This window comes from Aliamphritea hakodatensis (genome assembly GCF_024347195.1).
In the GTDB taxonomy this organism is placed as follows: Bacteria; Pseudomonadota; Gammaproteobacteria; order Pseudomonadales; family Balneatricaceae; genus Amphritea; species Amphritea hakodatensis.
The window spans coordinates 2,858,771-2,885,336 of the sequence record NZ_AP025281.1 but is presented as its reverse complement, the minus strand read 5'-3'; the positions used below and the strand labels follow the sequence as shown (position 1 = coordinate 2,885,336).

Here is a 26,566-nt window from a genome sequence, read left to right as displayed (position 1 = left end):
TTCAGAAATCCCTTTCTTATTAGACAGATACTACGAAAATCCATAGGTAATTTCATCTAAAAACTGAATCCTGACTGAACTTTTATGAAGTATTTTCAGGATGCGTGGCACATCCTGAAAATATTGGAGCTGAGGGCCTGTTTTTCCGTTCAGGCCGGTGAGAACGGGTAGTCTGTACATCCGGCTGCTGAGCCGCCAAACAGCGTGCTTTTATCCTGCATGGGAGACAAGGGGAGATTCTGCGCAAAGCGGTGGTAAATCAGGCCGGCCTGCCGGGTAATGACGGTGCGCTCGTCCGGCAGTGGGCGCTGCAGAGTATGGGCATTGTGCTGAAGTCATACTGGGATGTTTGTAACGATATGAATGCTGGCCGGCTGGTACCTGTACTGGAAGACTATACTGCCGGTTTGAGTGAGCAGGATGACGCAACGGTGGGGTTGCAGATTGTATATCCGCAGCGGCGCTATCTGCCCCGTCAGGTACAGGCGTTCAGTGATTATCTGACGGCATTTAGGCGCCAGCAGTAATGTTGACGTCAGATCAGGCTGCAAAGGGGCCGAAGTCAAACTGACAAAATAAAAAAGGCAGCCGAAGCTGCCTTGTGATTCCAAAAGCTGTTATTCAGCGTCCAGTGCTTTTTCGATTGGCTCAGGTTCGAAGAGATTCTTCTTCATTACCACTTTCACCCAGAACACACCGATCACGGATACGATACCCAGTACCACACCTGCTGCGCCGAAGATCTGATTGCTCAGTTCCGGTGCCGGTGATGCGTAGATCACCGCATAGATCATACCGGCAATACCGATGATCTGAGGTAACGGATAGAAAGGTGTCTTGTACGGACGCGCCATATCCGGGTAACGCTTACGCAGGGCGATCACGTTAATGTGCGTGATGATATACGCCAGCAACCAGGCGATTGCTGCGGAGATCAGCAGCAGGCCGATGGCATCCGGGTTATCACCCATAACCAGCATTGGCAGGCCGGTAACCGCGGCAACAAATACCACCGCAACCCACGGAGTTTTTGTGTTTTTGGTCAGCTTTTTGAACTGTGGGAATGCCTGGCCGTTTTGTGCCATACCGTAAAGCATGCGGGGAATCGCAGCCAGTGAAGTGTTAACCGTTGAACAGGTTGCAGTAACAGCAGCAACCGCCAGGAAGGTTAAGCCTACATCACCGAATACGGCTTTGAAGTAATCGTAATGCGGTAACGGCGACGCCGCCAGATCATCTGCAGGGATATACAGCAGGGCACCCAGGCAGTAGATAGCGATCGTACCGAAAATAACGGTAACACCGATGATCATCGCGCGGGGAATATTGCGCTCAGGATTTTTGGATTCTTCTACCAGCGGGCAAACAAACTCCGCGCCGACATAACCCCAGATTGCCAGTGCAACCAGAGTAATTACTTCTGCACCCAGCGGGTTCCAGGTAGAGGTCAGATCAAGACCTGCAGGCTGCGGATTAGCTGCACCTGATACTGCTGTCAGGCCAAGCACCAGCAATACAACAACCATTACAAACGCCAGTACTGACTGCAGCTTGGCGAACACATCAATGCCCATCAGGTTCAGTGCGGTGAAGATAGCCAGTAAGCCAAAGCCTACGGTGTACTGCGGGAAGGCTCCCGGATAAATCTTGTCGATAATGAAGTCGACCAGTAACAGCTCAGCCGACAGGGCAAACATTGCCACGACGACATAGCCGGAGAATACCGCCAGAATGGCGGGGAAATGGCCAATCGCCACCTCAGTGTAACTACTGAGACTGCCCGCACGGGGAATCATCAGTGACAGTTCAGAGAATGAATAGACGTAGGTCAGGGCCAGAATGTAGCCGATAGCCAGCGGGATAATGAATCCCAGACCAGCGATGCCGGCACCCTGCAGCATCAGAACCATAACACCCTGAGATACCACCAGACCAACGGCAACGGCTAACAGTGAGCCTAAACCGAGTACTCTGCTGAATCCCTTGCTGCTGCTTCCCGAGGAAGCCTCAGCGCCGCCAGAGGCGTAGGTAGAATTGTCAGACATTTTTTACTCCTGGTTTATTATATTTTTGATATCAGGTTGGCCCTATTCAAGTATAAGACCGGACGTTAAAACGGGTAAGACCTCCTTCGCGATTTAAGGTGTGCGCGTGGTGCTGTAACCTGGCTGGCGATTATCCGCTTAGCTGGGTAATTAAGCGGGCCATGAAGGCATCGCACTGGTTGATTTGATCAATATGGATAAACTCATCGGGCTTGTGTCCCTGATCCATGCTGCCAGGGCCGCAGACAACGGTCGGAATGCCCAGCACCTTGCTGAACAGGCCGCCCTCGGTGCCAAAGTTGATATGTTTTTTGGCCATCGGCTGCGCAAGATTTTTCACAAAGGCGATCACTTCGCTGTCGCTGGCGGTGCTTAAGCCGGGGTATTCAGTGGTGATATTAATTTCAATGCGGCAATCCGGGCTGGTATTGCGCATTTCTTCAGTGAGCTTGTCCGCGTAACCCTGTAGGCGTTGCAGCAGGCCGCGGGGATCTTCGGCGGCAACGTTGCGGAATTCAAACACAAATTCACAGTAATTCGGCACGATGTTAACCACGGTACCGCCGTGAACGACACCGGTGTGAACAGTGGTGTAGGGGATGTCATAGCCGTCCTCGAACGGACCCAGTGTCTGTTTTTCATGGGCCAGCTGTTCCAGCCAGGTAATCATCCGGGCGGCGTAGTTCACCGCATTGACGCCGTAGGGTGCCATGCCGGAATGGCATTCTTTACCGTAGACGCTCACTTTAGCCGCCAGCTTGCCCTTGTGGGCCGTTACCACCTGCATTTCAGTCGGTTCGCCTATGATGCAGATAGCCGGTTTCACCGGGTGATCCTTCAGGGTATCGATCATCCGGCGTACGCCCACACAACCGATCTCCTCATCGTAGGAGAAAGCCAGGTGCACCGGCAGTTGCAGAACCGCCGCCTGCATGGCCGGTACCGCAGCCAGGGCCGAGGCGATGAAGGTTTTCATATCGCTGGTGCCACGGCCATAGTAACGGCCATCGGTTTCACTCAACTGATAAGGGTCACAGGTCCAGTTCTGGCCGGTAACAGGAACGGTATCGGTATGGCCGGATAGCATAACGCCCGCTTTCGCTGCTACTTCTGCCTTGTTAGCGGCGGAGCCGGCAACCGTGGCATAGAGGTTGGCCTTGCCACCGGCTGCATCATAAATCAGTTGGCTTTCCACACCCTGTTCATTCAGATAGCTTTGTACATAGGCCATCAGCTCCAGATTGGAATTGCAGCTGGTGGTGTCAAAGCTGATCAGATCTTGCAGCAGTTGCAGGGTGGTGTGTGGCATCTTGTTTCCCGGAGCGTTGTTATTATCAGTTGCCGGCTGTGCCGCTGAAGGCAGTTGTTCATGTGCTTCTGAAAGTCTGCGCCGTGAAGAACAGATACTTTCAGGAACAGGGCTGAACGCGTGGATCAGAAGGCCAGCTGGCGATAAATTCAGAATATGCCCTTGCTCTTCATCATTAAAATATTTTTATTTTTTGATTTGGATCAAAAAAACTTATTTAGCCTGTATTTCAATGTATTAGGCTGTTCTTCATGGTCAAATACATAGATTTAAGCCATAAAAAAGCCCGGAAACTATGTTTGTCGGGCTTAAAGTAAGGGGGTTTGGGAGGCTTATTCGTCGCCGGGCACGCCATAGGATTCTGCATTAGCAGGATCTGTGGCCCGGGTGATGTAAGCATCCATCTGAGGCTGGTAGTTGTTCAGTACCATGCGCAGTTCACTGATGGGTGAAACGTGCCAGTCAACCCGCAGATCAACGATGGGCCAGTTTGGCTCGCCATATACCAGCAGGCCGGCTGAATGTTCCGGGCCCAGTTCACCGCCGGCGGCCAGACCGGCTTCCAGCGCGGCTAGCAAGCGGTCCGCCAGGTCGCCGCTGCTGTGTTCGAAATGATCGGCCATTGCTTGTGGCACATCGGTATTGGCCAACAGGTTGCCCATCGCGATGCAGTTTTTACCTTCGGCAGTGGCATAGATGCCCAGTGCTTCGGCGCCACTGAAGGTGGCACCGCTGCCGTCTTTATCCAGCACGCCTAACTGACGCCACTGAACATGCGGTTCGGCGGCCTGAAGCTTTTCCATCACGGCTTCAGCATTGTGGCCTTCGGCCAGCAGATCGAGTGCCAGGGGGCCCAGATCCGGGTTGGTAATATTCTGTGTCAGGGCAACACCTGTACCACTGCGGGCGAAGGCGCACCGGCTGGTGACGCAAATGCTGGAAGAGGTGATCGCGCAGCCGACCATACCGGTATCAGGACAAATACCTGCAACTGAGAATGTCATATTGTTATCCTGTTGTGCTGTAGTAAAAATGCCTGCGTCATTACTGAGGCAGGCTGTAAGGTGTGTCTGTAATCAGGCTTCGTCGTCCGGTATGACGGCAATCACGTCAATTTCCATCAGCCACTGAGGCTGTGCCAGCGCCTGAACCACCAGCCCGGTTGAAATCGGGTAAACGCCTTTGAACCACTTACCGGTCTCTTTGTAGACTTCTTCCCGGTAGCGCGGGTCGATGATGTAGGTGGTGGTTTTAACCACGTGGCTAAGATCTGAACCGGCTTCTTCAAGCAGTTGCCTGACGTTTTTCATCGCCTGTTCTGTCTGCGCCTGCGGGTCACCCAGACCTACCAGGTTACCTTCAAAATCAGTGCCTACCTGGCCGCGGACGTAAACGGTGTTACCGGCACGCACAGCCTGACACAGGTCGTTGTCCAGGCTCTGGTTCGGGTAGGTTTCTTTCGTATTGAACATACGGATGCGTGTATGGGTTGGCATCAACTTGCTCCAGTTAAAACGTGATCAGACAGGCCGGCTGACAGCCGGCCTGTTTACGGGTGTTTAGCGCTGTGACGAATCGCGGTAAGCCAGATACTTACGCTGTGTCGCGATGTGATCCGCAATGTGCTTGGCGTCGTGCCACACACCCCAGATGAACGTGGAACCCCGGCGGGATAACCATGGCAGGCCAACAAAGTAGACGCCCGGTTCAGTGGATACGCCGCGCTGGTGAGCCGGCTTGCCTTTATCGTCGAAGGCGTTAACGTTCAGCCAGCTGTAATCGGTCGCAAAACCGGTCGCCCAGATGATGGAGGTGATACCGGCTTCGGCCAGGTTCAGCTCAACAATCGGGTTGGTGATGCAGTCTGCATCCGGGAAACGGGTGCGGGCTTCCGGTTCTTCCGGCAGATCCAGGCCGTTGCGTTCAATATAGGCATCAGCGGCATCCAGCAATTCCAGATAGTTGTCGTCGCCCCGGTTCAGGTTATCAACCAGATCTGACTGGAAGGTCACCGAGCCGTTGTTAAATGCTTTTGTCAGGCCAACCAGCGTCATGCCTTCGTTTGCCAGACGGCGGAAGTCGACAGTCTGGCCACCGTAAGCACCGCTTACCGCAATGGTGACGTGCTCAGTGCCCGGTTTCATGGCTTCGGCATCCCACTCACCCAGTACACCTAACCACCAGCAGAAGTCGCGGTTACGGTAAGAACGTGGTGGACGGTCATGCGGGCCAACAGACAGGTATACTTTTTTACCGGCACGTTGCAGTTCGTCAGCGATTTGTGCACCGGATGAACCTGCACCCACGACCAGTACTGCACCTTCCGGCAGTTGTTCCGGGTTGCGGTAACCGGCTGAGTGAATCTGATGGATGTTATCGTCTTTCGGTGCAATCGGCGGAATAACCGGGTGCTGGAAAGGGCCGGTGGCAGAAACCACACGGTTAGCAATAATAGTGCCTTCAGAGGTTTCTACGGTGAAACCTGGCTGGTCGGCATTGCGGACAACATTTTTAACTTCCACACCGGTACGGATCGGTGCGTTGAATTTTTTCGCATAGTCATTGAAATAGTCAGCCACGCGTTCTTTCGGGGCAAAGGCATCGGCATCAACATCTTCAAATTCCAGACCCGGGAAACGGTCGTGCCATGCCGGGCCGTTAGCGACCAGAGAATCCCAGCGGGCGGTACGCCATTTCTCGGCGATACGGTCACGTTCCAGAACCAGATGTGGCACATCAAGATTGCTAAGGTGTTCGCTCATGGCCACGCCGGCCTGGCCGGCACCGATAACAAGCGTGTCTATTTTTTCAACTGTCATGTCTGAGTCCTGTTGTTGTTATTCAGTGTTTCTCAGAGGGATTGGTGACCCGTCCCACACAGCAGGGTGGGCGGGGTGTGCATGGCCATAAGCATTACGCAGCGTTTCTCTTTCCGGTAATGCAGGGTAAATACACAGCCCTCATGTTGTGCATTCAGACTATGAGCTTTGCTTGCATTATTAAAATATTTTTAACTTTTAGAATGGATTAAAAAAACTGATTCAGATCATTTTTTGCTGCTATTCCTACCCGGCTTCCGGAAGGATCCGGAGCGGTGTTACTAAAATGGTTAATCTTGTGCCACAGTTATTTAGCCAGGTTTTACTGAGGTGGTGATTAGCAGAGAAAGCTAACCTGTTGATTTCCAATGGATGGCAGGCTTCCGGTATATCTCTGTACGGAGTCGCGTATGAATTTGGCAGTTTTGCAGTGGCATAAAAGGGTGCCTGCCAGCCATACGGGGGCTGATTTTGATGTTAGGCTTTTATTGATACTGGTATTTGCACCGACAGCAGACAGTGCTGTTTCAGGCTGGTTAATGATGTCGCAGGGCAGGAATTGTAGCCCGTATTTTTTACTTTTTTGTTAGCAGCAGTTCAGCCTGAATGTGCTTGAACTGGCTGCATGGAAGATGGACTGGCTGTTTTCAGCGGTCCGGTGGAAGAGAGTGTCAGGAAGACGTTACAGGTGTGCGTCAGGCCAGGTTTGCTGTTTTCGGTGTGATGCATCCGGGGGAACGATAACGATATGACGCTGTTTCAGTTTAAGCGGTCTGAGCAACCCTCAGATCACGTGCATATACCTGAGGAAGTGGATCACTGGCATGTGCTGGTGGTTGATGATGAGCAGGCTATTCATGATGTTACCCAACTGGTTCTTGCCGGTGTTGAAGTATTTGGCCGGCCACTGAAGCTGCACTTTGCCTATAACGGTACTGAAGCCCGCAGCATGCTGCAGAATGGCACCGAGTTTGCCATGGCATTTGTCGATGTGGTGATGGAAAGTGACAGCGCGGGTCTGGAACTGGTTTCCTGGATCCGTGAAAAACTTCAGAACCAGTCTATCCGGCTGGTCTTGCGGACCGGTCAGGCGGGGATGGCACCTGAAGAAGACGTCATTCGCCGGTATGACATTAACGACTATAAAACCAAGACGGAATTTACTGCGCTTAAAATGACCACCTCGGTGATCTCAGGCATTCGCAGTTACCGGGATATTGAAACCATCCTGAGAAACCTCAGGGAATTCCGCAACCTGATCCGCACATCAAATACCATTCTTAAAGTTCAGAATCTTGAAGAGTTTGCCCTGGCGGCGCTGGATAATATGTTGCCTCTGCTGCACCTCAAAGGGGCGTCTTTTTACATGGTGCGTCATGAGGATGATTTCATGGGAGAGACCCGTGAAACCGTGGTTGCCTGTAGCGGCCGGGAAGGTGTGGGCAGCCATTGTGTCAGCGCGATACCGGAAAAGGTCAGGCGGCAAATCGGTTCTGTCTTCCGGCTGGGGCAAAATGTTCAGGCCCGTGACTATTTTGTGGCCTACTTTCAGACCTCTGCCACCACCCGTTCAGTGTTTTACGTGAAATATGCGGATAAAGGCGAGCACTTTAATGCCCGTCTGGCGGAGTTGTATATCACCAATATTGCACTGATTCTTGAGAACCTGATTGGTAAACAGCAGTTAGCGGATAACCAGCGTGAGCTGATGTATATCGTGGGGGAAGCGGTCGAGGCCCGCAGTAAGGAAACCGGTTCCCATGTGAAGCGGGTGGCGATTCTGAGTGAGCTGCTGGCCCGTAAAGTGGGGCTGCCGGACAGTTTTTGCGCGGCGATTAAGACCGCAGCGCCCCTGCATGATATCGGTAAAATAGCCATCCCCGATAATATTCTCGGTAAGCCGGGTAAGCTCGATGCTGCGGAATGGTCGGTGATGCAGAGCCATGCAGAAATTGGCGGTAATATGCTGGCGAAGAGCCATTTGCCGGTGGCACAGCTGGGGTCACGGATTGCCCGCTACCACCACGAAAACTGGGATGGCAGCGGTTATCCGGAAGGGCTGTCCGGCGAGCAGATTCCGATAGAGGCACGGATTATGGCATTGGTGGATGTCTTCGATGCGCTGGGTGCAAAGCGCTGTTACAAAGACCCCTGGTCACTGGAGGATATTCGCGGGTTTATTGAGACGAACCGGGGCGTGAAATTTGATCCGCAGCTGGTGGAGCTGTTTTTTGAGTCTTTCGATGAAATGGTGGCAACCCGGGATCGTTATCCTGACTGATCCGGGGCTGTGGTGGGGCTTTCTTTGGTGGGGCTTTCTTTGGTGGGGCTTTCTTTGGTGGGATGAGAGGTAATGGAAGATTATATTAAAGAGATTATTGAAGATGCTTCCAGTACTTACGGTGCTGACTTCCTTCAGAAAATAACCCTTAAACTGAATAAGGTTCTCAAGGCTGACTATACCTATATTGCTGAGGCGGATGATGCATATGAAAAAGCTGATCTGGTGGTGTGGGTGGCCAGAGGTGAGCTCAGTGATACCTTCAGTTATCCGCTGAAAGATACTCCCTGTTCCGATGTAATGTGTGAAAAGGTGGCCTGCTTTCCCCGGGGTGTTGCCAGCGCATTTCCTGAAGATGAATTCCTGGCCGACCTGAAAATTGAAGGGTATATCGGCACCGCGATCCGGGATTCAAAAGGCCGGGTTATGGGACTGATTGCCGCACTGTACGAACGGGATATCAGTGATGAACAGGCGCTGATTTCAGGACTGTTTCAGGTATTTTCCGGCCGGATAGCGGCTGAGCTCGAACGGGCAAGATTTGAAACGTCGCTGGAAGACCTTAACGAAACCCTGGAAGCCCAGGTTCACAGCCGGACCCGCGAACTGACTACCACGCTGGCCAATTTACAGGCCGCCCAGCAACAACTGGTCGAATCGGAAAAAATGGCCGCCCTTGGCCGGCTGGTCACAGGCGTTGCCCATGAGGTGAATACTCCGCTGGGGATTGCCATTACGGCGCACAGTTTCATGGAAAAGCAGTTCGGGGATTTTCGCCGGCAGGTTGAGGCCCAGCAACTGACCATCGAAGATATGGATAAATACTGTGATTCAACCCGGGAATCGCTGCGTTTGCAGGCGTTTAACCTTAATCATGCGAAAGACCTGATAGACAGCTTTAAGCGCACGGCGGCAGATCAGCATGTGCTGGAAGAAGAAACCATTAATCTGCGGGAATACTATGCGGATGTTATCTCAACGTTGTCTGCCATGCTGAATACAAAACGTATCCGGCTGCAGCTTGATATTCCGACTGATTTAACCGTACGTACATTGCCGGGGGTACATGCACAGGTGCTCAGCAATCTGATTGAGAACAGTGCCCGGCATGGCTTTGATGCAACTGATGCAGACAACCGGATTTTGATTACCGGATTCAGTCGTGAGGATGGTTCAGTGCAGATTGATTACTCAGATAACGGTAAAGGTCTGAATGCTGAAAGCCGGGAAAAAATCTTTGAGCCTTTTTACACCACCGCCCGCAGTGAAGGTGGCACGGGGCTGGGTATGTCTATTGTATATAATCTGATCGTCCAGTCACTGAAAGGGCAGATTGAGTTATTGCCGGGAGATAGCGGTGTCAGTTTTTGTTATCGATTCAGTTCATTCCAGGGCTGAATTCTCTCTGTAAACTGAATGATTGTTCAGTTTTTTCTGTTATGCTAAGACTTGTTTCGCCGGTGTGCTTCCCGTATGCCGGCTTTTTTGTGGTTATGGAAAATGCATCAGGATCAGTACTCATCAGACACAGTTCCCCCAGCGGCGGGTGAAGCCCGGGCCATTCTGAACCTGGCTATTCCGCTGGCGGTTGCACATATTGCGATGGTCGGTATGGAAGTCATCGATACCATTGTTGCCGGACAGTACAGTGCGCAGGATCTGGCGGGGCTGGCAATGGGCGGCAGTATCTGGCTGATACTGGTGCTGTTTATGGTGGGTGTTCTGGGGGCAGTACTGCCACGTATGGCGCGATTTTACGGTGCGGATGATGGCGCGAACGTCACCGGTGAAGTGCAACAGGGAATGATTCTGGCGGTAACGCTGGGGCTGATAATGACGGCGCTGAGCTGGATTATTCCCGGCTGGCTGCCCGGGCTGGGCGCGGGGGACACTGAAACCCGCATTGCGCAGGGCTATATCAGCATTATCGGTTTGGGCTTTCCGGCGATCGGCGTCTTTATTGTCGTTATGAATCTGCTGGAAAGTCACGGGCTGACCCGCTTCATTGCGCTGACCAGCCTGCTTATTTTACCGTTGAATCTGTTGCTGGATTATGTGTTTGTATTTGGCGTCGGGCCATTTGAAGGCATGGGCGGGGTTGGCTGTGCGGTCACCTCGGCTTCGCTGTACGCTTTATGGACTGTTGCGCTGTGCGTGTACGCGGCGAAACATCCGAAGCTGAAAGGTTACCGTGTTTACCAGCGCTGGCCGGGGGTCGACAAACAGCGGATTAAAGCGATTCTGGGCCTTGGCCTGCCCATCGGTCTGATGCTGCTGGCGGAAGAAGGCTATTTTAATATTTCTGCGTTACTGATCGCGCCTTTAGGTGTCAGTTCAATGGGGGCGCACCAGATTACCATCCAGGTGGCGGCGCTGGTGCTGATGGTCGGGCTGTGTATCGGCCAGGCAACCGCCATTCGCGCTTCGCACAGTATCGGCCGGGAGGATACCCGCGGTGTACACCAGCAACTGAAAGTGGGGCTGGCTATGGTGCTGGTATTCAGTCTGGTGTCTGGCGCGCTGATCATGATCTGGCATGACAGGGTACCCGGGTTGTTCGTCCGGGATGCGGCGGTAATCGCACTGTCAGCGAGCATGCTGGTATTCGCACCGCTGTTCTTTGTATTCGATGCGCTGCAGGTGTGGTGTATCCAGGTGCTCAGAGGGTTTCAGGATACCCGTATGCCGATGCTGATCCAGCTAACATCTTACTGGGCAATCGGGTTTCCACTGGGTTACAGCCTTGGGCTCACTGATCTGTGGGGTGAGCAGTATGGTGTATTTGGCTTCTGGGCCGGCTTTATGTGTGGGGTGTTGCTCAGTGCAATGTTCCAGGCGCGACGTCTCTACCGGATGGTGCGACAGCAAGTCTGGCTGCCGGCCCACTGAAGCATTCTCTCTTTTCCGGCTGAAAAAACAGTTTTCCCTGTGTTTTAAGGATCACGGTATCTGAGAGGCTGTTTTTTCTGCATCTGATTGCGACTCATACCCTGCTTTTATGCGACTTACGACCTTTTCACCGGCTTTTTTGGGTCTGGAATGGTCGTTTTTAAGCAATGACCGAAGTTTTTTTTTGCGATACTGGCGCCACTTAGGACACGCCGTCACAAGCGGCGGGTTGGTGAAAACAGTGAAACTCTGTTGCTATCCCCGTAACGGTGAGAACGTTTTCTGATAAAGATGCGTTTTTAGCCCGATCCCACCTAAGTCACAAACTGGATACCAGGCACGGAGCCTGGTGATTAAGGTTGCGGTGGACAACAAAACTGAATTGCGGCTTGGCTGCAGGGTTATCCCTTGCCAGAAAAAGCTGTAACAATTCATGCTGTTCACCGCCTGAGATGCTATTGCTTTTTTAGTGTAGGCGGCCCTATGCAACACGTACTTACCGAGCTTGCCAATAAGCCAAAGAACTTCAGTCTGGCTGGCAAATTTTACAATGACCCTGCGCTTTATCAGATGGATCTGGAAAATATCTGGTACAAAGACTGGATATTTGTCGGCCATGATTTTGAGTTAGCCAATACCGGCGATTACATGACCCTGCCTCTGGGCGAGCATAACATCGTCATCATCAATCAGGGTGAATCCCTGAAAGCCTTCTATAACCGTTGTCCGGTCAGCGGCTATCCGCTGTGTAACGAAGAGAGCGGTAACCAACTGACCCTGGGTGACAGCGGTGCGACAATTCAGTATCAGCTGGATGGCGAATCCCTGGGTGAGGAAGAAGCACAGCTGCAGCCGGTAGCGCTGAACAGTGTGCAGAGCTATCTGTTTGTTTGCCTGGCGGATGCGCCGGAAGATTTTGCGGCGTTCAGCAGTGTGGTCGAGCCGTATATGGCACCGCACAGCATGGCCAATGTGAAAATTGCTGCCCAGTCTTCCATCATTGAAGAAGGTAACTGGAAGCTGGTATTCGAGAATAACCGCGAATGTTATCACTGCCTGAGTAACCATCCGGAACTGATCATTACTTACCCGGAAGACCCGGCGGTCACCGGTGTCAGCCCGACGGGCGAAGTGCCTGCCATGGTGTCTGATCACTGGGAGCGCTGTGAAGAAGCCGGTTTGCCAAGCCGTTTTAAAATTTCCGATAAAGGCGACTTCCGGGTGGCCCGTATGCCACTGCTCAAAGACTTCACCAGCTACACCATGAGCGGCGAAGATGCGGTCGCCAAGCCGCTGTGCGATGAAGCGCTGCCAAATGTCGGTGCCCTGGTGTTGTTCCATTACCCGAATACCTGGAATCACTTTCTGGGTGATCACGTTATTTCTTTCCGTATGTTGCCACTGGGGCCGCAGACCACACTGGTGACCACTAAGTGGATGGTGCGGGCTGATGCTGAAGAAAATGTGGATTACAACCCGGCGGAGCTGCTGGAAGTATGGGAAGCCACCAATGCTCAGGATAAGCACCTGGTGGAAGAGAACCAGCGGGGCATTAATTCACCGCTGTATTCATCCGGCCCGTACTCGGAAAATCAGGAAGACGGTGTTATTCAGTTTATTGAATGGTACAGCAACACTTTGCAGGCACGCCTGAGCTGAAACTCACGGCAGTAAGAGATCTGATAATGACAACAACAACTTCGACAAGCCGCCCCTGTGGAACTGAAGACAATCAGGAACTGATTTACCAGAGCCACGAAAGTTCTAAATCTGAACTGCATGAGCAGTGGTACAGTGACTGGATTTTTGCTGGCCATAGCAGCCAGATTCCTGCTAATGGTGACTACATTACGGTTCAGGCGGGTCACTATCCTGTGATTTTAGTCCGTAATAATGATGCTGAAATCGTCGCTTTGAATAACAGTTGCCGGCACCGTGGTTCACGGGTGTGCCAGCAGGACAAAGGTAATGCGCCAAATCTGGTGTGTCCTTATCATCAGTGGACGTACGATCTGAACGGTCAGCTGGTTTTTGCCCGTAACATGATGGATGAAATCAACATCGATGAGTTTCCGCTCAAGAAGTTTGCAGTAGCGGAACATGATGGTTTTGTCTTCGTACATCTGACGGATGAAAGTGCAGTATTTGCAGGGGTTGACGATTCTTTTAAGAAGACTTTGTCTGATTTATCGTTGTCGGATACCGATCAGTGGAGCTCTGCTGCGGATTATCGTCAGCAGGTTGATGCTCACTGGGATGAAGCCGAAAGTTTTATCAACGATGCAGCTGAGTGCCTGTATAGCGGCAAAAGTATCAGCATCTGGCAGGCTTCTGATCATATCGCCATTATTCGTCAGATTCCGTTAAACCTGTATCAGACTGAAATTTCGATCCAGTGTCTGGTAGCTGCAGATTCTGTTATGGGCCGTGACTATCATGACCAGGCCCTGATGGAACAGTGGGGCGTGACTGACTACCAGTCCAGCATTGTAGTGACTGCCGACACTGACCCTGATGAACAGCATCAGGCGAATATGGACTTTGCTGAAAAGTACGGTTTGGAAGCACCTGTTCTGCGTCATAACGACATGGACTACAACGACATGTTCTCTGAACACCGTACCTGGGACAGCAGTGCCCAGGAGCTGGTGTGCACCATGGTGGTGGATGAGACCGAGAACGTTAAGACCTATACCTTCAAAACAGATGGCAACAGCTGGTTTAAGTTCAAGCCAGGCCAGTTTGTGACCTTGTCACTGCCAACTGAAGAGGGTCCTGTTCTGCGTACGTATACGATTTCGTCAACACCTTCACGTCCGTTCTCTTTGTCTGTCACTGTAAAAGTGCAGCCAGATAGCACAGGTACACGCTGGTTGTTCGAAAACGTTCAGCCGGGCGACAGCCTGAAGGCTTACGGTCCGGCAGGTGAATTCAGCTTCTTTAATCAGCCGTCAGAGAAATATCTGTTTATTTCCGCCGGTTCAGGCATCACACCTATGATGTCCATGACCCGCTGGATGTTTGACTACGGTTACGACATGGACGTGAACTTCATCAGCTGTGTGAATACACCACAGGACATTCTGTTCCGTGAGGAGCTGGAGAATGTAGCAGGGCGTTGTCCGAACTTCCGTCTGAGCTGGGTGTGTGCTGAAGATACCAAGTACAATGCCTGGACAGGTTTACGTGGCCGCTTCAATAAGTTGATTCTGGGTCTGACAGCACCGGATTATATGGACCGTGATGTGTATTGCTGCGGACCTGCGCCCTTCATGAAAGCGGTGCGGGATGCGCTGGATGCATCCGGTTTTGACATGAGCCGTTACCACGAAGAAAGCTTTGGTGCGCCGGATACCTCAAATCAGGAAGATCAGTTCCCGGATGGTGCAGAAATCGTGCACGTTAACTTCGGTAAGTCTGATAAGAGCCGCGAAGTCAGCCAGCGTGAAACCCTTCTGGATGCAGCGAAAGCGGCGGACATCGCCATCCCGAGTGCCTGTGGCTTCGGTGTGTGCGGTACCTGTAAGGTGAAGGTTGTTTCCGGTGAAACCCATATGGTTCACAGTGGCGGTATCAGCCAGAAGGAAATCGATCAGGGCTATGTACTGGCGTGCTGTACTAACCCGATCACGAATACCGAAATCGCCCTGTAAACGGTTGGTGAAGGTAAGAAAAAAGGAGAGCTTCGGCTCTCCTTTTTTGGTTTGGGTTTAGCGAGACTGTGTTATCAATTGCTTTTAGCTCCGGTGGTATTGCAGAAGCAGGTAAGGTCAGTTTGTCTCTGAAGGGAATTTCTGTTTCTGATGCAATACGCGCATGATGCGGATGACAGCATTATCAGTGTAGTAAGAGACGAGCACTGAAATTTCAGGAATGATGAGCAGTCTGCCGCGGATGTTGTTTCTTTTCACTCCCAACTTTGGCTGCTCAGTCAGATTCTCAACTTTTGCCTGAATAATATCATCTGTTTTTTCTGCAACAGCAGGATTAAATGCGTACAGAAATTCAAATATCTTTTCCCTGTCGTTTAATGATTCTTCACTCCATTGAATCATGTTTAGCTCCGGTTTCGGATTCTGGCTTTACGCGCCGACATATCGTTTTTTGCTGATTCGTTATCGATAAATGTAGTTTGCTCTGAGTCGAGCTTTTCAAATGCCTGATTAACCTGTTCGGTCAGCCATGCATCATGTGTCAGTACTTTGCGTTGTTGTTCTGCGAGCTGCTCAGTCAGCTCCCGGCAGGCATCGCTGAGTGTTCGTCCCTGGCTTTCTGCCATTTGCTGTGCGAGACGTTTCGTTTCTTCGTCAACGCGAAACTGGATTCTGGTATCCATGAGAACCTCCAAAACTGCGTGTGTACAAATGTTAGCACGTGCTCATCAGGTCTTCAAAATTCAGAAGGACAGAATGACGGATCGCACAGATGCAGTGCGTTGGTCAGTTATTCTTGATTGATGAGCTGAGTCCGGCCTGCTCAGCGGAATACTTCTCTATGTTGGTTTTCAGTAACTCTTTAACCCATTGCCGATAGTCCGGTTCCTGAATCATGGCGTTAATTTCGGGCAGTAAATGCTTCCACCGGGATTTTTTTGAGATAGAGATGTACAGGTTGCCGGTGGTGATCGGGTGATCCAGTGGCACGATATCATCTGACATTTTCAGTGTGGCCAGTTTGGTTAGCCCGGATTGGCGGCCGAAGGGTACAAAATCGACCCGCCGGTGTTTAAGCATCATGAAAGCCGATTTGTAATCCGGTACCCATTCAATATTCACATTGTTTTTCAGAAACGTATCAAACTGTTCGCCGATACTCACGCCCAGTACCATGGCTGCCTGCTTCCCACTGAGATCTTCCCAGCGGTGAAAACTGAATGCGTTGTCCTTGCTGACGAAGACGGCGTTCTGGTTGTGGCCCATCGGGGTGGCGGTGAAGTCTGAATAGGTTTGGCGGGCGGGGTTGATAAAAGCACAGATGTTGACGTCTACATCACCCTGTTCAACTGCTTTCTGGCAGCGTTTCCAGGGGCCGACGTAAGAAAGGTCAACGCTGACCCCCAGCCGGCCGAACAGCTCGCGGGTAACATCTGCGCAGGCGCCGTGTATTTCGCCTTTGCTGTGCCAGTTCCAGGGCGGGTAGTCCTGATGGCCACAGGCTTTAAGGGGTACATCTGCGGACCCTGAATATGTATTGGCAGTAAACAACAGACCGATCCCGAGCAGTATACTTCTGACTAACTGAACGCGGCGTCTCATACGTTTGTATCCCCAATGGATTTAAGATACTACAAATAAATCAAAGAGTTGGAATACTAAAAGGTATAGTAAAATGGCGCATAAGCAAATAGAAAAAAAGCATAAGAGGCGGTTCTCAGGCTTTTCTGCTAACGGTGAGGGGCTAAAGACTGAGGGTGACGGATATCGGACAGTGATCGCTCAGGTAATGGTTCAGTACATCATCTTTTGCAAAGGTATGATGGTGGAACGATCCCGGTTGCAGGGCGCTGAATACTGAATCACTTAGCAGGATATGGTCGATATACTGCTTATAATTTCGCAGGGTCCAGCGGTGTTTTTTCTTATCATAACGGCGACTGTAGCACTGGCTGGCATTGTTGTTACCGGTAGTGCGCAGGCCAGTATTCTGCAGACGTTTAGCGTACTTGTCGGCGCTGTTTTTCAGTTGCCGGTTAAAGTCTCCTAAAATGGCGTAGTTGCGATCACCCTGTTGTTCTGCCCAGCTGCGGATCAGGTCTGTTTGCCGGTCAAGCTGCTGGCAGTTTTTACGCCGTTTGCTTTGCTTGTCTGCTGCATTGTTGTAGCAGCCTGCTTTCAGGTGCACGTTGAGTAGAGTGAGGGTTTTGCCGTCCGGGGCCGTAACCTTCAGTGGCAGACCGTAGCGCAGGCTTTGTCTGCGGTGAAGATCCAGCGCTTTCAGTTCGGGCAGGGGTTGAACGTGAAGAGATTTACGAACCGCATAGCCAACTTTCTGATCGTTCTCCCGGGATGAAATGAACAGCTGATATTCATCGGCAGGGAACAGCCGGGCGGCGCTGGCTGTGTCGGCCACCTCCTGAAACGCGATGATGTCAGCGTCTAACTGCCGGGCGTAGTCCCTGAGTTTTGCATAGTCTGCTGCTGTACGTTCCTGCTGGCGCTGTACCGGTGTGGAATCGAGCCATTCAATATTCCAGCTGGCAACCTTTAGCTCACTGGCAAGGCTGTATTCACTGCTAAGAATTAGCGCTGAAATGAGTTGCAGTTTAACTATCCTGTTGTTTTGTAAACTGAACATTGTCTGATTCCTTATCATTACCCCGGGGATTCAATATACTGCTGTAATAATGCCATTGATAGCCGGATGTTAAGATGACAACGCATTCCGATCAGCCATTTGATCCAGATAACGATAAGCGTGGCCCTGGTGTCAGAGTACCGCCGCCGGTGATGGTCGCCGGATCAGTGTTACTGGGGATGGGGCTGAACCTTATTGTGCCTTTAACGCTGAGTACGCTAGTGTACTGGCTGGGCGTTTTTCTGATGGCCGTTGCCCTGTGTCTGGCGCTGGCATGTGTCTGGCAGTTTTGGCGGGCTAAAACCCATATAGAACCCTGGCAGCCTACCCGCCGTATTATTATTTCAGGTGTGTACCGTTTCTCACGTAATCCTGTCTATCTTGCCATGTTTGTATTTCAGATTGGCTTAGGGCTTTGGCTGCTGAACGGCTGGGTTGTGTTATGTGGCAGTCTGACGCTGAGGCTGTTGTCTCATTTTGCCATCCGTAAAGAAGAGGCATATCTGCTGGCTAAGTTTGGTGATGAGTATCAGCGCTATGCGCAGCAGGTTCGGCGTTGGTTCTGACGCCGGTTCCCTAAAGAAAAATAACAAAGGATACCCTTTATGCAGTTGCGATTATTCACCAGCCTTGGGGTTGTGTTTTCTTTGCTGCTGAGTGTGCTGGTAAACGTGCATGCCGCGACAGCCACTGCCGAACCCCTGCTGCCGGAAACACTGACAAAAGAAAGTGTCAGTGGTTTTCTGGCGGAGTTATCAGATAAAGAAGTGCGCAGCCTGCTGAATAAGCAACTGCAGGGGCTGGCTGAAAAATCCGCTGAAGATAAACAAAGCCTGTTTGAGGGCTTTACCGCCGGTATTGTTAACACCCGGGAGCATTTGCTGGATGCTGTTCAGCAACTGCTGGCGTTACCCCGGAATTTTGCGGTGGTGGGGGAGGCACTGAATGAGGCCTTCAGTGATGTATTTACCGTTATCTGGTTTGCCGGGCTTGTCGCGCTGATTCTCGCGGTTACCTATAGCATTTCTGCCGGTGCGCTACGCCTGCTGCCCGTGAAATACCGTCTGCCTGTAAATGACGGTTTGGCAGTGCCGTTTTCCCTCAGACTGAAGTTGCTGGGGCGGCAGTTTTTACTGGTGAACATCAGTCTGGTGATTTTTTATAGTCTGGCTGAAACCCTGATGATGCTGGCTATCAGCCACAGTACTGCGCTGATGACGGCCATCGCCATTCTCGATTATGTCTATGTTGGTTTGGTGGCGTATGTGCTGATGTCGTTTTTTTTGGCACCCAGACATCCACATTTACGGATGATTAATCTGCCGGACCCTGCCGCGATTCGCATGGTCTGGCAGGGGGTTGTGCTTGCTTTGCTGGCAACCAGCAGTATTTTTCTGGAGTGGGTCTGGCACCTGCGCTTAAAGCCTTTGGAAACCGGATTGGGTTTCTGGCTGGATATTTGTTTTTATCTGGCGCTGCTGTGGATTGTGTGGAGTAACCGCCAAACGTTTACCGCAATGCTGTTATTGCAGAATGAACAGAGTAGTCCGGCCAGAATGCGGTTCGCTGAATTCTGGCCGAAAGTGGTGATGGTGGCGGTGGTACTGACCTGGCTGAGCTTGCAGGTGATCATCGCTAATGGCGGGTTCAGCCTGGAAGTGGTGTATGCGGCGGTGGTTACGCTGCTTATTTTGCTGGTGGTGCCGTTTTTTGATGTGGCGATCCGGGCCATTATTGAGCATTTTTATCCGTTACATCTGAGTGCCGGAGAGCCAAAACCTCAGGCTGAGCAGACGCAGGCTGAAGATCCCCCGGCCGGGCTGGCGGAAGATGCTGTTGGGGATGTTACCTGGGAGCAGGAAGCCCTGATGCGCGGTGAAGTGCAGATCAGTGCGCTTCGGGTTACCCGGTTGTTACTGGCAGGTATTGTTCTGATCATCCTGCCACTGCTGTGGGGTGTCAGCTATGTGGATCTGGCTAGTCAGGGGGTGAGCGCGAGGATCGCCGCCAGCTTGGTGGAGTCGACGGTATTGCTGTTGCTGGCGATGATTGCCGCGCAGGTGATTGATGTGCTGGTTAAACGCAAGCTGGCGACTGAGCTGCCAGTCGGTGATCAGGAACAGGATTCGGAAGGCGGGCAGGGGCTGTCCCGGGCGGCGACTTTATTGCCGATTATCCGGATCATTGCCTTTGTGCTGATTTTTGTCAGCTCGCTGTTTGCTATTCTCAGCAGTCTTGGGGTTAATACCACGCCACTGCTGGCCGGTGCCGGTGTGGTCGGTCTGGCAATCGGCTTTGGCGCGCAGACGCTGGTGAAGGATATCGTGTCCGGAATGTTTTTCCTGATTGATGATGCCTTCCGCATGGGAGAGTACGTGGATGTGGGTGAGATTAAGGGGACGGTTGAAAAGATTGCCCTGCGTTCGCTGCGTTTACGGCATCATCTTGGCGCGTTGCATACCGTACCGTACGGCGATATTGCGCGGCTGACCAACTACAGCCGTGACTGGGTGATTATGAAACTGCGTTTCCGGGTGCCCCATGATACGGATATCAACAAGGTGAAGAAGCTGTTTAAGAATCTGGGCAAAGAGTTGCTGGACCATCCGCTGATCGGTAAAGATTTTATTGAGCCGTTCAAGAGTCAGGGGGTGCTGGAAGTGGATGAAGTGGGGATGGTGATCCGCGGTAAATTCACCTGTAAACCCGGTGGCCAGTTTATGATCCGTAAGGAAGTTTATGCGCAGGTCCAGCGGGTGTTTGCGGAGAACGGCATTGAGTTTGCCCGCCGTAAGGTTGAGGTTCAGATGCCGGAGCATGCTACCGAGCAGGATAAAGAACGGGCGGTAGCGGCGGCCAGTGAAGCCATCCAGAACAGCCAGCCGGCAGAACCGGCTAAGCCAGCATGACAGAAAAAATGATGACACAGGATTCACGGTCAGCCTCCGGCCGTTTACCTTTGCGGGGCTTGCATGTGTTTGCCGTGGCGGCCCGCCATGGCAGCTTTAAAAAAGCAGCCGAGGCGTTGTGCGTAACGCCCCAGGCGGTGAGCCTGCAGGTACGTTCACTGGAGGAATCCCTGCAGTTCAGCCTGTTTGTACGTTTGCCCGCGGGTATACAGCTGACCCATGAAGGCGGGCAGTTGCTGGATTATGTTGAGCGGGGGGTCAGCCTGATCGAAACCGGCATTGCGGATATCCGTGCCAAGCAGGGGCGCCGGCAGTTCAATATCCGGGTATCTCCCTGGTTTGCCGTGCATTGTTTATTGCCCGGTTTCAGTGAGTTTGAAGCCCGTTATCCTCAGGTGGATTTCAATGTCCGTACGGCTTTAAGGTTTCCGGATTTCTCCCGGGAAGAAACGGATGTCGCCATTCAGTGGGGGTTTGGTCAGTGGCCATTCCGACACAAACAGCTGCTGATCAGGGATGATAAGTGCCTGGTCTGTGCGCCCTCGTTACTGAAGCGTAAAGCGCTGGCTGAGCCTCAGGATTTACTGCATCACCGTTTACTCTGCACGGAGCTGTCGGTGTATCTGTGGAAACAGGTGCTGGAGCATTTTGATGTGGACACGGTTGCAGAGCGTCAGGCGATGCCACTGGACAGTCAGGCCAGCCAGATTGAAGCAACGCTGCAGGGGCTGGGGGTGGCACTGATGTCAGAAGATGTAGCCCGTGATCATATGGCAACTGGCGAGCTGGTGCAGCCACTGGGAGACTGGACCGTTAGCCAGCTGGCCCCGGCACTGATGCCCGGTTACTGGCTGATCGCCAGCGATGGATTGGAAGATCTGCAAAGCGATACGCTGGTGGCTGACTTTATTCGCTGGCAACAGCAGCAGCTGGAAACCAATCCACTGGTGAAGCACCGGATTGCAGGCTGAATCAGGTTGTTTTACTGAATACTTGGGTTTGGGCTGCTGAGCAGGGCATCGCGGGTAATACCCACCAGAATTCTGAAACGTTCAGGGGCTTTGCTGTTGCTGATTACACCGGGATCATGGTGATGTTTAATCAGGCTGCAGATGATTTTTGGCAGGTTCATTTTTTTGGCGGCTATATAACCGATCTGGGCATGGGTGGTGCCGATCAGTTGCAGTTCCGCTCTGGGCAGGTCATCCAGCGACTGCCAGCCAGCAGCGGCAGCCTGGTTGATAGTTTGCGGTGAAAATTGCAGCAGAACAAAACGCCCCAGATCGTGGAGCAGTCCGCAGATATACCCCAGTTCCGGGGGGATCTTACTGTCTTTCTGCTGGCAGGAACGTTCAACTTCACTGGCGACCCGGACTGAATGGGGCCAGAGGCTTTTTTCTGCCTCGGTAGAGGGCATAAACACTTTGCCAACGGACACTTCTGTGACCAGCTTCACGACAGTTTCTGAACCAATACGGGTCAGCGCTTCACGCAGGTCATAAATCGGATGCCCGGGGGAGGATGTGGCCGAATTGGCATGGCTGAGTATCAGGCACGCCAGCGGTGGATCAGTTCTTGCCAGTTGGAAGACTGCTTCAAAAAAATGTTCGGACTGCGGGTCCAGTTGCATCAGTTGATGAATGACACCCGGTAGCATCGGGAAATGGCCGATCTGTTTTTCGACCGCTTCCAGATTTAAGTATTTCTTACGTGTTTTTCGGTCTGTATTCATAGGCATCCTGCGGACTCGTGGTCCTGCCCGGCTGTTATTAACAGTAAAATTATTGCAGACCCCGGAACAATGGCAATGCTGCTTAAGGCAAACATCTGATCCAGATAGGTTTTCCGGTCATTATTCTGGGGTATATGGGATCTAATGTACCCAGATTGTGCTTTTATGAATGCGCTGGGTTGTCAGCGTTCGGCGTGTGCGGTGGCCGTGATCCAGTCGATAAATGCCAGGGCTTCCGGGCGTCGGGCAGATTCTTCCGTGGCGACCACATCATAGCTGAGGGCCGGACTGGCTTTTTCGTCGAACGGGCAGGTGAGCAGACCGGACTGAAACAGGTTACTGACAATGGGTTCGCTGACCAGTATTACCCCCTGTCCGGCAATGGCTGCCTGCAGAGCCTGACTGTATTCACTGAAATGCATGCCTTCATCGGTGGCTATGTGCTGGATGCCAAAGTTTGCCAGCCAGCCTTGCCACAGAAACCATTGCTGGCTGGATTTAGCGCCTTCCAGCTGCGTGGTGTCCCAGTGAATGAGTTCGCTGGCCTGCAAGTCTGACAGTACCGGTGGGAAAGGCAATCCCGCAGCATAGGCCGGGCTGCAGGCCGGCAGAATTATGTCGCTGAACAGAGGGTGGCGGACCAGCCCGTCATCCCGTGGGATTCCGTAGCGGATCGCCAGATCGATATTGCTGCGTGGTAAGTCAATAATCTGGGGGCATGAGTCAATCAGCACACTGATATCAGGATGGGCCTGACGGAACTGCGCCAGCCGGGGGACCAGCCAGGCACTGGAAAAAGACGGTTCAACCGTAATGATCAGTTGTCGGCGCTGCCGGGTGTCGCGCATTTTTTCAACGGACGTCCGGATGTGCTGCATTCCCTGGCTGAGGTCATCCAGCCCCGCCATGCCCGCCTGTGTCAGTATCAGCCCCCGGCCTTTGCGGGTCAGCAGAGGAGTGCCGACAGCGGCTTCCAGCCGGCTGACCAGCTGCTTCACGGCGGCAGGTGTTACATTAAGTTCTTCTGCGGCAGCGTGATAGTTAAGGTGTCGGGCAGCTGCTTCAAAAGCCTTTAATGTATTCAGGGACGGCAGAGACTGATTCATGGCAATATTTAGAAAATGTTAATGATAAGAAAATAATATATGAATTCCGCCCGGATAATAAGACGCCTAGAATTCCGTGTAAGAGGGTGACTAAAAACCTCACGAAGATTTTCTATTTTTAAGGGTGGCTAACAGTGCTGATCAGATCTCCAGGTGCCGGGCTGGCATCGGCTGTGGTGTTTTTCTCTGCCGCGTTATGGGGCATTTACTGGATTCCGTTGCGCTTTCTGGAAGAGCAGGGGATTAGCGGAACCCTGGCGGTTGCGGTCTTAAACATGCCGGCGATTTTGCCTTTGCTGTTGTTAGTCGGGCTGCAGTTACGTGCCCACCGGGGCTATCTCGGCCGGATGCTGTTAATCGGTATTTTCACCGGCATGGCCATCGCTCTGTATTCCTCAGGGGTTATTTATTCGTCAGTGGTGCGGGCAACGCTGTTGTTTTATCTCACACCCGTGTGGGCAACCCTGATTGAGATTGTCTGGTTTAAGGAGAAGGCCGGTTGGCCGCGCTGGCTGGCAGCGGTTGCCGGCTTAGTCGGTATGGCGCTGCTGTTGTCCGGTGAAGGTTCTGCAGCATTTAATATTGGCGATGTGTTTGGCTTCTTTTCCGGGGTTTGCTGGGCATTTGGTGCAGCGATGATCAAGCGTTATGACAGCGTGCCATTACCGGGCATGTTGCTGAGCCAGTTTTGTTTTACCGTCGCCGGCGCCCTGTTACTGGGGTTGATTGCCGGTGCCGGTTACAGTTCTGCAGACTATGGTTCGGAGAGCGGCGTCAGCGCTGAACAGATACTGGCGGTATTGCCCCAGACCTCGGTGATTGCCATCGGTATCATTCTGCCGGCGGTGCTGGCGATTTTCTGGGCACAGAAGTTTCTTCTGCCGGGCAGGGTAGGCCTGCTGATGATGTCTGAAGTGATTGTGGCGGTGGCCTCTGCCAGTTTACTGCTGCCTGAAGAGCATATGTCACTGATCGCGTGGTGCGGTGCCGGGCTGATCATCAGCGCCTGTGTGCTGGAGGTGCTGTCTGTGCCGGATTCAGACCCGGCGGGATTACAGCCGGCTCAGGAAGGCGGCCGGTAAGATCACTGATACCGCAAAAACAGGGCCGGAAGCTAGCTTCCGCCCTGTTACGCCGGAGGCTTGCTTTAATCCTCAAATGCCATCAGGTCATCCTGGCTGACAGGCCGCCTGATGACTTGAAAAGTATCCTGATCTATCAGTACTTCAGCAGCTATATCCCGGCTGTTGTAACTGTTGCTCATGACGGAACAGTAGGCACCGGCGCAGAGAAAGGCCATCAGGTCGTCTGCCTGCACATCGTTGGGTACCGGATAATCCCGGGCAAAGGTATCGGTGCTTTCGCACACCGGGCCAACTACATCCAATTGTCTGAAACCGCCGTCGTCGGTGTGTCTGACGGGCAGCAGCGGATGTTCCGCCTGATAAAGTGCCGGGCGCATCAGGTCGTTCATGGCCGCATCCAGAATCAGAAACGGACGGGGTTCAGCCTCTTTCACAAAGTTCACCCTTGTTACCAGCAGTCCCGCATCGGCGATCAGTGAACGGCCGGGTTCAACGACCACTTTACCGTCATATTCAGGGACTTCTGTGTTAATAGTGTCGGCAATAACTGCCGCGACTTCACTGAAAGACAGGCTCCTGCCGTTGCCATAATCAATGCCAAACCCCCCGCCCAGATCCAGACAGAGGATATGAATATCTTCTGCCTCAAGTGTTTTGGTCAGGGCTAACAGTCTGGAAACAGCCTGACCGTAAGGGGCTGCGTCACAGATCTGTGAGCCAATGTGCATGGCCAGTCCGCAGAGGTTCAGGCAGCTGTGATCTGCATAGTCACGGAACAGCTGCAAAGCTTGTTCCGGCGGCATACCGAACTTGTTGCCCCGGGTGCCGGTTGTAATGTGCCGGTGGGTATTGACAGCTACATCAGGATTCACCCGCAGGGCAACCTTTACCGGTTGTGTGTGTGCCTGGGCCAGAGTGCCAAGCAGCGCGAGTTCTTCTGCTGATTCCACATTGAACTGGCCGATACCGGTGTTGAGGGCCAGACGTATTTCTGCCGCCGATTTGCCAACGCCGGAAAAGATAATTTGCTCTGCTGGAATGCCTGCTGCGATGGCCCGCTGTATTTCGCCGGCGGAAACGGTATCAACACCGAGGCCCTGGCTGCCGATCAGGCGTAAAATATGCAGGTTGCTGTTGGCTTTCATCGCGTAGTGAATATCAATATTATGGGCTGCAAAAGCCGCCTGACAGCGCGCTGTGTTTTGCAGGATTCTGGCTTTGGAATAGCCGTAAAAAGGTGTCGGCACCTGCTGAGCAACGGATGAAAGATTGCAGGACTCAAGCTGCAACTGGTTATCGCGGTAGTTCAGTTGTTCATTCAGAAGTGTGGTCACGGTTGGCTCCGGTTCAGATCATCGAATAAGGGCCAGCTTACGCAAGTGGCGGTTGCATGGCTGCTGTCAGAATCACCTGTTAGGGTGTCAGAATGCCGGTATTTCAGTGAAAATGTCTGCGCGAACCGCTTTAACCCTGAGGTAAACTCAGCAGGCTCAGCCTGTAAAAGAAGGCTTGTAAAAGAAGGCCTGTAAAAGAAAGCTTGTAAAAGAAAGCCGGGTAAATACACAACAGAGTAAAGAGAGTGTTATGGATAAGTTTGATCAGGGAATCATAGGCCTGCTGAAGCAAAATGCCCGTCAGTCTGTGGCGGCCATCGGCAATGAGGTCGGTTTGTCCCGTACCGCGGTGAATGACCGTATCCGTAAGCTTGAAGACCGTGGCGTTATCCGCGGTTATACCATTGAACTGGGGGGGGATCTGCAGGCAAACAAAGTGTCTGCGTATTTTGAACTGACCTTCAGGCCTTTCGACCTGCAGGCGGTGAAACAGCAGTTTGCCGGGATTCCTGAAATCACCCAGGCCCATGCTCTGAGTGGCTCCACTGATGTGCTGCTGTTTGTGGAGGCTGCATCCATGGAACGGCTGACCCGTATCCGGCAGCAGTTGTCGGAACTCCCGGATCTGGAAAAAATCGTCACCTCGACAGCATTTGAGCAATTGATATAAACAAGGTCAGCTTTCAGATCAGGGTAAGTTTTAATTGCTCTTGCAGGTAAGTTTTTTTGGTTGATAAAGCCTGCGACAGCTACCACACTAAGG

At 52.3% G+C, this 26,566-nt stretch carries 23 protein-coding genes and 1 riboswitch; of the genes, 11 read left to right on the top strand and 12 right to left on the bottom strand.

Features of this window, described 5'->3' with window-relative positions; all coding sequences use genetic code 11:
* Positions 1–251: 251 nt before the first annotated feature.
* Entirely contained in the window at positions 252–527 is a 276-nt protein-coding gene (locus PCI15_RS13320) for a LysR substrate-binding domain-containing protein (protein ID WP_271270446.1), read from the top strand.
* 90 nt (positions 528–617) lie between these two features.
* Here the strand turns inward: PCI15_RS13320 and PCI15_RS13315 are convergent, their stop codons facing one another.
* The 5 genes from PCI15_RS13315 to PCI15_RS13295 form a co-directional block, all read right to left on the bottom strand.
* Positions 618–2,045: an APC family permease gene (locus PCI15_RS13315; protein WP_271270445.1), complete on the bottom strand. Its 1,428-nt coding sequence runs from the start codon at positions 2,043–2,045 to the stop codon at positions 618–620.
* Positions 2,046–2,175: 130 nt separating this feature from the next.
* Entirely contained in the window at positions 2,176–3,354 is a 1,179-nt protein-coding gene (gene argE / locus PCI15_RS13310) for an acetylornithine deacetylase (protein ID WP_271270444.1), read from the bottom strand.
* A 332-nt stretch (positions 3,355–3,686) separates the two neighbouring features.
* On the bottom strand, positions 3,687–4,358 hold the full coding sequence (locus PCI15_RS13305) for a DUF1028 domain-containing protein (RefSeq protein ID WP_271270443.1): 672 nt from the start codon (positions 4,356–4,358) through the stop codon (positions 3,687–3,689).
* A gap of 72 nt (positions 4,359–4,430) precedes the next feature.
* On the bottom strand, positions 4,431–4,850 hold the full coding sequence (locus tag PCI15_RS13300; protein WP_271270442.1) for a RidA family protein: 420 nt from the start codon (positions 4,848–4,850) through the stop codon (positions 4,431–4,433).
* A 63-nt stretch (positions 4,851–4,913) separates the two neighbouring features.
* Complete coding sequence (locus tag PCI15_RS13295) at positions 4,914–6,173, bottom strand: flavin-containing monooxygenase (protein WP_271270441.1); 1,260 nt, start codon at positions 6,171–6,173, stop codon at positions 4,914–4,916.
* Between the two features lie 748 nt (positions 6,174–6,921).
* Here PCI15_RS13295 and PCI15_RS13290 point away from each other — a divergent pair.
* The 5 genes from PCI15_RS13290 (at position 6,922) to PCI15_RS13270 (ending at position 14,996) form a co-directional block, all read left to right on the top strand.
* Positions 6,922–8,454: an HD domain-containing phosphohydrolase gene (locus PCI15_RS13290; protein ID WP_271270440.1), complete on the top strand. Its 1,533-nt coding sequence runs from the start codon at positions 6,922–6,924 to the stop codon at positions 8,452–8,454.
* A gap of 72 nt (positions 8,455–8,526) precedes the next feature.
* The gene (locus PCI15_RS13285; RefSeq protein WP_271270439.1) at positions 8,527–9,852 is read left to right on the top strand and encodes a sensor histidine kinase; all 1,326 of its coding nucleotides are present in this window, start codon (positions 8,527–8,529) and stop codon (positions 9,850–9,852) included.
* A 75-nt stretch (positions 9,853–9,927) separates the two neighbouring features.
* Positions 9,928–11,343 carry an MATE family efflux transporter gene (locus tag PCI15_RS13280; protein WP_271270438.1) on the top strand — a complete coding sequence of 472 codons (1,416 nt, stop codon included), beginning with the start codon at positions 9,928–9,930 and terminating at the stop codon, positions 11,341–11,343.
* A 187-nt stretch (positions 11,344–11,530) separates the two neighbouring features.
* Positions 11,531–11,675: riboswitch (cobalamin riboswitch) on the top strand.
* A gap of 151 nt (positions 11,676–11,826) precedes the next feature.
* Positions 11,827–13,002 (top strand): SRPBCC family protein, encoded by a 1,176-nt coding sequence (locus PCI15_RS13275; RefSeq protein WP_271270437.1) that lies wholly within the window; start codon positions 11,827–11,829, stop codon positions 13,000–13,002.
* Positions 13,003–13,028: 26 nt separating this feature from the next.
* Positions 13,029–14,996: a Rieske 2Fe-2S domain-containing protein gene (locus PCI15_RS13270; RefSeq protein ID WP_271270436.1), complete on the top strand. Its 1,968-nt coding sequence runs from the start codon at positions 13,029–13,031 to the stop codon at positions 14,994–14,996.
* Between the two features lie 117 nt (positions 14,997–15,113).
* Here PCI15_RS13270 and PCI15_RS13265 read toward each other — a convergent pair whose 3' ends face one another.
* The 4 genes from PCI15_RS13265 to PCI15_RS13250 all read right to left on the bottom strand — a co-directional run bounded on the left by PCI15_RS13265 (position 15,114) and on the right by PCI15_RS13250 (position 17,637).
* Positions 15,114–15,398 carry a type II toxin-antitoxin system RelE/ParE family toxin gene (locus PCI15_RS13265; protein ID WP_271270435.1) on the bottom strand — a complete coding sequence of 95 codons (285 nt, stop codon included), beginning with the start codon at positions 15,396–15,398 and terminating at the stop codon, positions 15,114–15,116.
* A gap of 2 nt (positions 15,399–15,400) precedes the next feature.
* Positions 15,401–15,679 (bottom strand): type II toxin-antitoxin system TacA family antitoxin, encoded by a 279-nt coding sequence (locus PCI15_RS13260; protein ID WP_271270434.1) that lies wholly within the window; start codon positions 15,677–15,679, stop codon positions 15,401–15,403.
* 103 nt (positions 15,680–15,782) lie between these two features.
* The gene (locus PCI15_RS13255; RefSeq protein WP_271270433.1) at positions 15,783–16,598 is read right to left on the bottom strand and encodes a substrate-binding periplasmic protein; all 816 of its coding nucleotides are present in this window, start codon (positions 16,596–16,598) and stop codon (positions 15,783–15,785) included.
* 142 nt (positions 16,599–16,740) lie between these two features.
* Complete coding sequence (locus PCI15_RS13250) at positions 16,741–17,637, bottom strand: endonuclease/exonuclease/phosphatase family protein (RefSeq protein ID WP_271270432.1); 897 nt, start codon at positions 17,635–17,637, stop codon at positions 16,741–16,743.
* Positions 17,638–17,711: 74 nt separating this feature from the next.
* Between PCI15_RS13250 and PCI15_RS13245 the strand changes: the two genes are divergently transcribed.
* From PCI15_RS13245 to PCI15_RS13235, 3 genes are read left to right on the top strand one after another with little or no spacing between them, the layout of a single operon-like run.
* On the top strand, positions 17,712–18,203 hold the full coding sequence (locus PCI15_RS13245; RefSeq protein ID WP_271270431.1) for a methyltransferase family protein: 492 nt from the start codon (positions 17,712–17,714) through the stop codon (positions 18,201–18,203).
* A gap of 39 nt (positions 18,204–18,242) precedes the next feature.
* Complete coding sequence (locus tag PCI15_RS13240; protein WP_271270430.1) at positions 18,243–20,546, top strand: mechanosensitive ion channel family protein; 2,304 nt, start codon at positions 18,243–18,245, stop codon at positions 20,544–20,546.
* Entirely contained in the window at positions 20,543–21,517 is a 975-nt protein-coding gene (locus PCI15_RS13235) for a LysR substrate-binding domain-containing protein (RefSeq protein ID WP_271270429.1), read from the top strand. Before PCI15_RS13240 ends, PCI15_RS13235 begins: the two co-directional genes overlap by 4 nt.
* 11 nt (positions 21,518–21,528) lie before the next feature.
* Here PCI15_RS13235 and PCI15_RS13230 read toward each other — a convergent pair whose 3' ends face one another.
* Positions 21,529–22,278 carry an HDOD domain-containing protein gene (locus PCI15_RS13230; protein ID WP_271270428.1) on the bottom strand — a complete coding sequence of 250 codons (750 nt, stop codon included), beginning with the start codon at positions 22,276–22,278 and terminating at the stop codon, positions 21,529–21,531.
* A gap of 182 nt (positions 22,279–22,460) precedes the next feature.
* Positions 22,461–23,384 (bottom strand): LysR substrate-binding domain-containing protein, encoded by a 924-nt coding sequence (locus tag PCI15_RS13225; RefSeq protein ID WP_271270427.1) that lies wholly within the window; start codon positions 23,382–23,384, stop codon positions 22,461–22,463.
* Between the two features lie 134 nt (positions 23,385–23,518).
* On the opposite strand from PCI15_RS13225, the gene PCI15_RS13220 reads away from it, so the two are divergent.
* Entirely contained in the window at positions 23,519–24,466 is a 948-nt protein-coding gene (locus PCI15_RS13220; RefSeq protein WP_271270426.1) for a DMT family transporter, read from the top strand.
* Positions 24,467–24,531: 65 nt separating this feature from the next.
* On the opposite strand, the gene lysA is transcribed toward PCI15_RS13220, so the two are convergent.
* Entirely contained in the window at positions 24,532–25,803 is a 1,272-nt protein-coding gene (gene lysA / locus PCI15_RS13215; protein ID WP_271270425.1) for a diaminopimelate decarboxylase, read from the bottom strand.
* Positions 25,804–26,053: 250 nt separating this feature from the next.
* Between lysA and PCI15_RS13210 the strand changes: the two genes are divergently transcribed.
* Positions 26,054–26,473 (top strand): Lrp/AsnC family transcriptional regulator, encoded by a 420-nt coding sequence (locus PCI15_RS13210; protein WP_271270424.1) that lies wholly within the window; start codon positions 26,054–26,056, stop codon positions 26,471–26,473.
* The last annotated feature ends 93 nt before the right edge of the window (positions 26,474–26,566 follow it).

Coding starts and splice junctions, on each gene's coding strand:
- PCI15_RS13315 (WP_271270445.1), bottom strand. CDS start 2,045: ATGTCTGACAATTCTACCTACGCCTCTGGCGGCGCTGAGGCTTCCTCG.
- argE (WP_271270444.1), bottom strand. CDS start 3,354: ATGCCACACACCACCCTGCAACTGCTGCAAGATCTGATCAGCTTTGAC.
- PCI15_RS13305 (WP_271270443.1), bottom strand. CDS start 4,358: ATGACATTCTCAGTTGCAGGTATTTGTCCTGATACCGGTATGGTCGGC.
- PCI15_RS13300 (WP_271270442.1), bottom strand. CDS start 4,850: ATGCCAACCCATACACGCATCCGTATGTTCAATACGAAAGAAACCTAC.
- PCI15_RS13295 (WP_271270441.1), bottom strand. CDS start 6,173: ATGACAGTTGAAAAAATAGACACGCTTGTTATCGGTGCCGGCCAGGCC.
- PCI15_RS13290 (WP_271270440.1), top strand. CDS start 6,922: ATGACGCTGTTTCAGTTTAAGCGGTCTGAGCAACCCTCAGATCACGTG.
- PCI15_RS13285 (WP_271270439.1), top strand. CDS start 8,527: ATGGAAGATTATATTAAAGAGATTATTGAAGATGCTTCCAGTACTTAC.
- PCI15_RS13280 (WP_271270438.1), top strand. CDS start 9,928: ATGCCGGCTTTTTTGTGGTTATGGAAAATGCATCAGGATCAGTACTCA.
- PCI15_RS13275 (WP_271270437.1), top strand. CDS start 11,827: ATGCAACACGTACTTACCGAGCTTGCCAATAAGCCAAAGAACTTCAGT.
- PCI15_RS13270 (WP_271270436.1), top strand. CDS start 13,029: ATGACAACAACAACTTCGACAAGCCGCCCCTGTGGAACTGAAGACAAT.
- PCI15_RS13265 (WP_271270435.1), bottom strand. CDS start 15,398: ATGATTCAATGGAGTGAAGAATCATTAAACGACAGGGAAAAGATATTT.
- PCI15_RS13260 (WP_271270434.1), bottom strand. CDS start 15,679: ATGGATACCAGAATCCAGTTTCGCGTTGACGAAGAAACGAAACGTCTC.
- PCI15_RS13255 (WP_271270433.1), bottom strand. CDS start 16,598: ATGAGACGCCGCGTTCAGTTAGTCAGAAGTATACTGCTCGGGATCGGT.
- PCI15_RS13250 (WP_271270432.1), bottom strand. CDS start 17,637: ATGTTCAGTTTACAAAACAACAGGATAGTTAAACTGCAACTCATTTCA.
- PCI15_RS13245 (WP_271270431.1), top strand. CDS start 17,712: ATGACAACGCATTCCGATCAGCCATTTGATCCAGATAACGATAAGCGT.
- PCI15_RS13240 (WP_271270430.1), top strand. CDS start 18,243: ATGCAGTTGCGATTATTCACCAGCCTTGGGGTTGTGTTTTCTTTGCTG.
- PCI15_RS13235 (WP_271270429.1), top strand. CDS start 20,543: ATGACAGAAAAAATGATGACACAGGATTCACGGTCAGCCTCCGGCCGT.
- PCI15_RS13230 (WP_271270428.1), bottom strand. CDS start 22,278: ATGAATACAGACCGAAAAACACGTAAGAAATACTTAAATCTGGAAGCG.
- PCI15_RS13225 (WP_271270427.1), bottom strand. CDS start 23,384: ATGAATCAGTCTCTGCCGTCCCTGAATACATTAAAGGCTTTTGAAGCA.
- PCI15_RS13210 (WP_271270424.1), top strand. CDS start 26,054: ATGGATAAGTTTGATCAGGGAATCATAGGCCTGCTGAAGCAAAATGCC.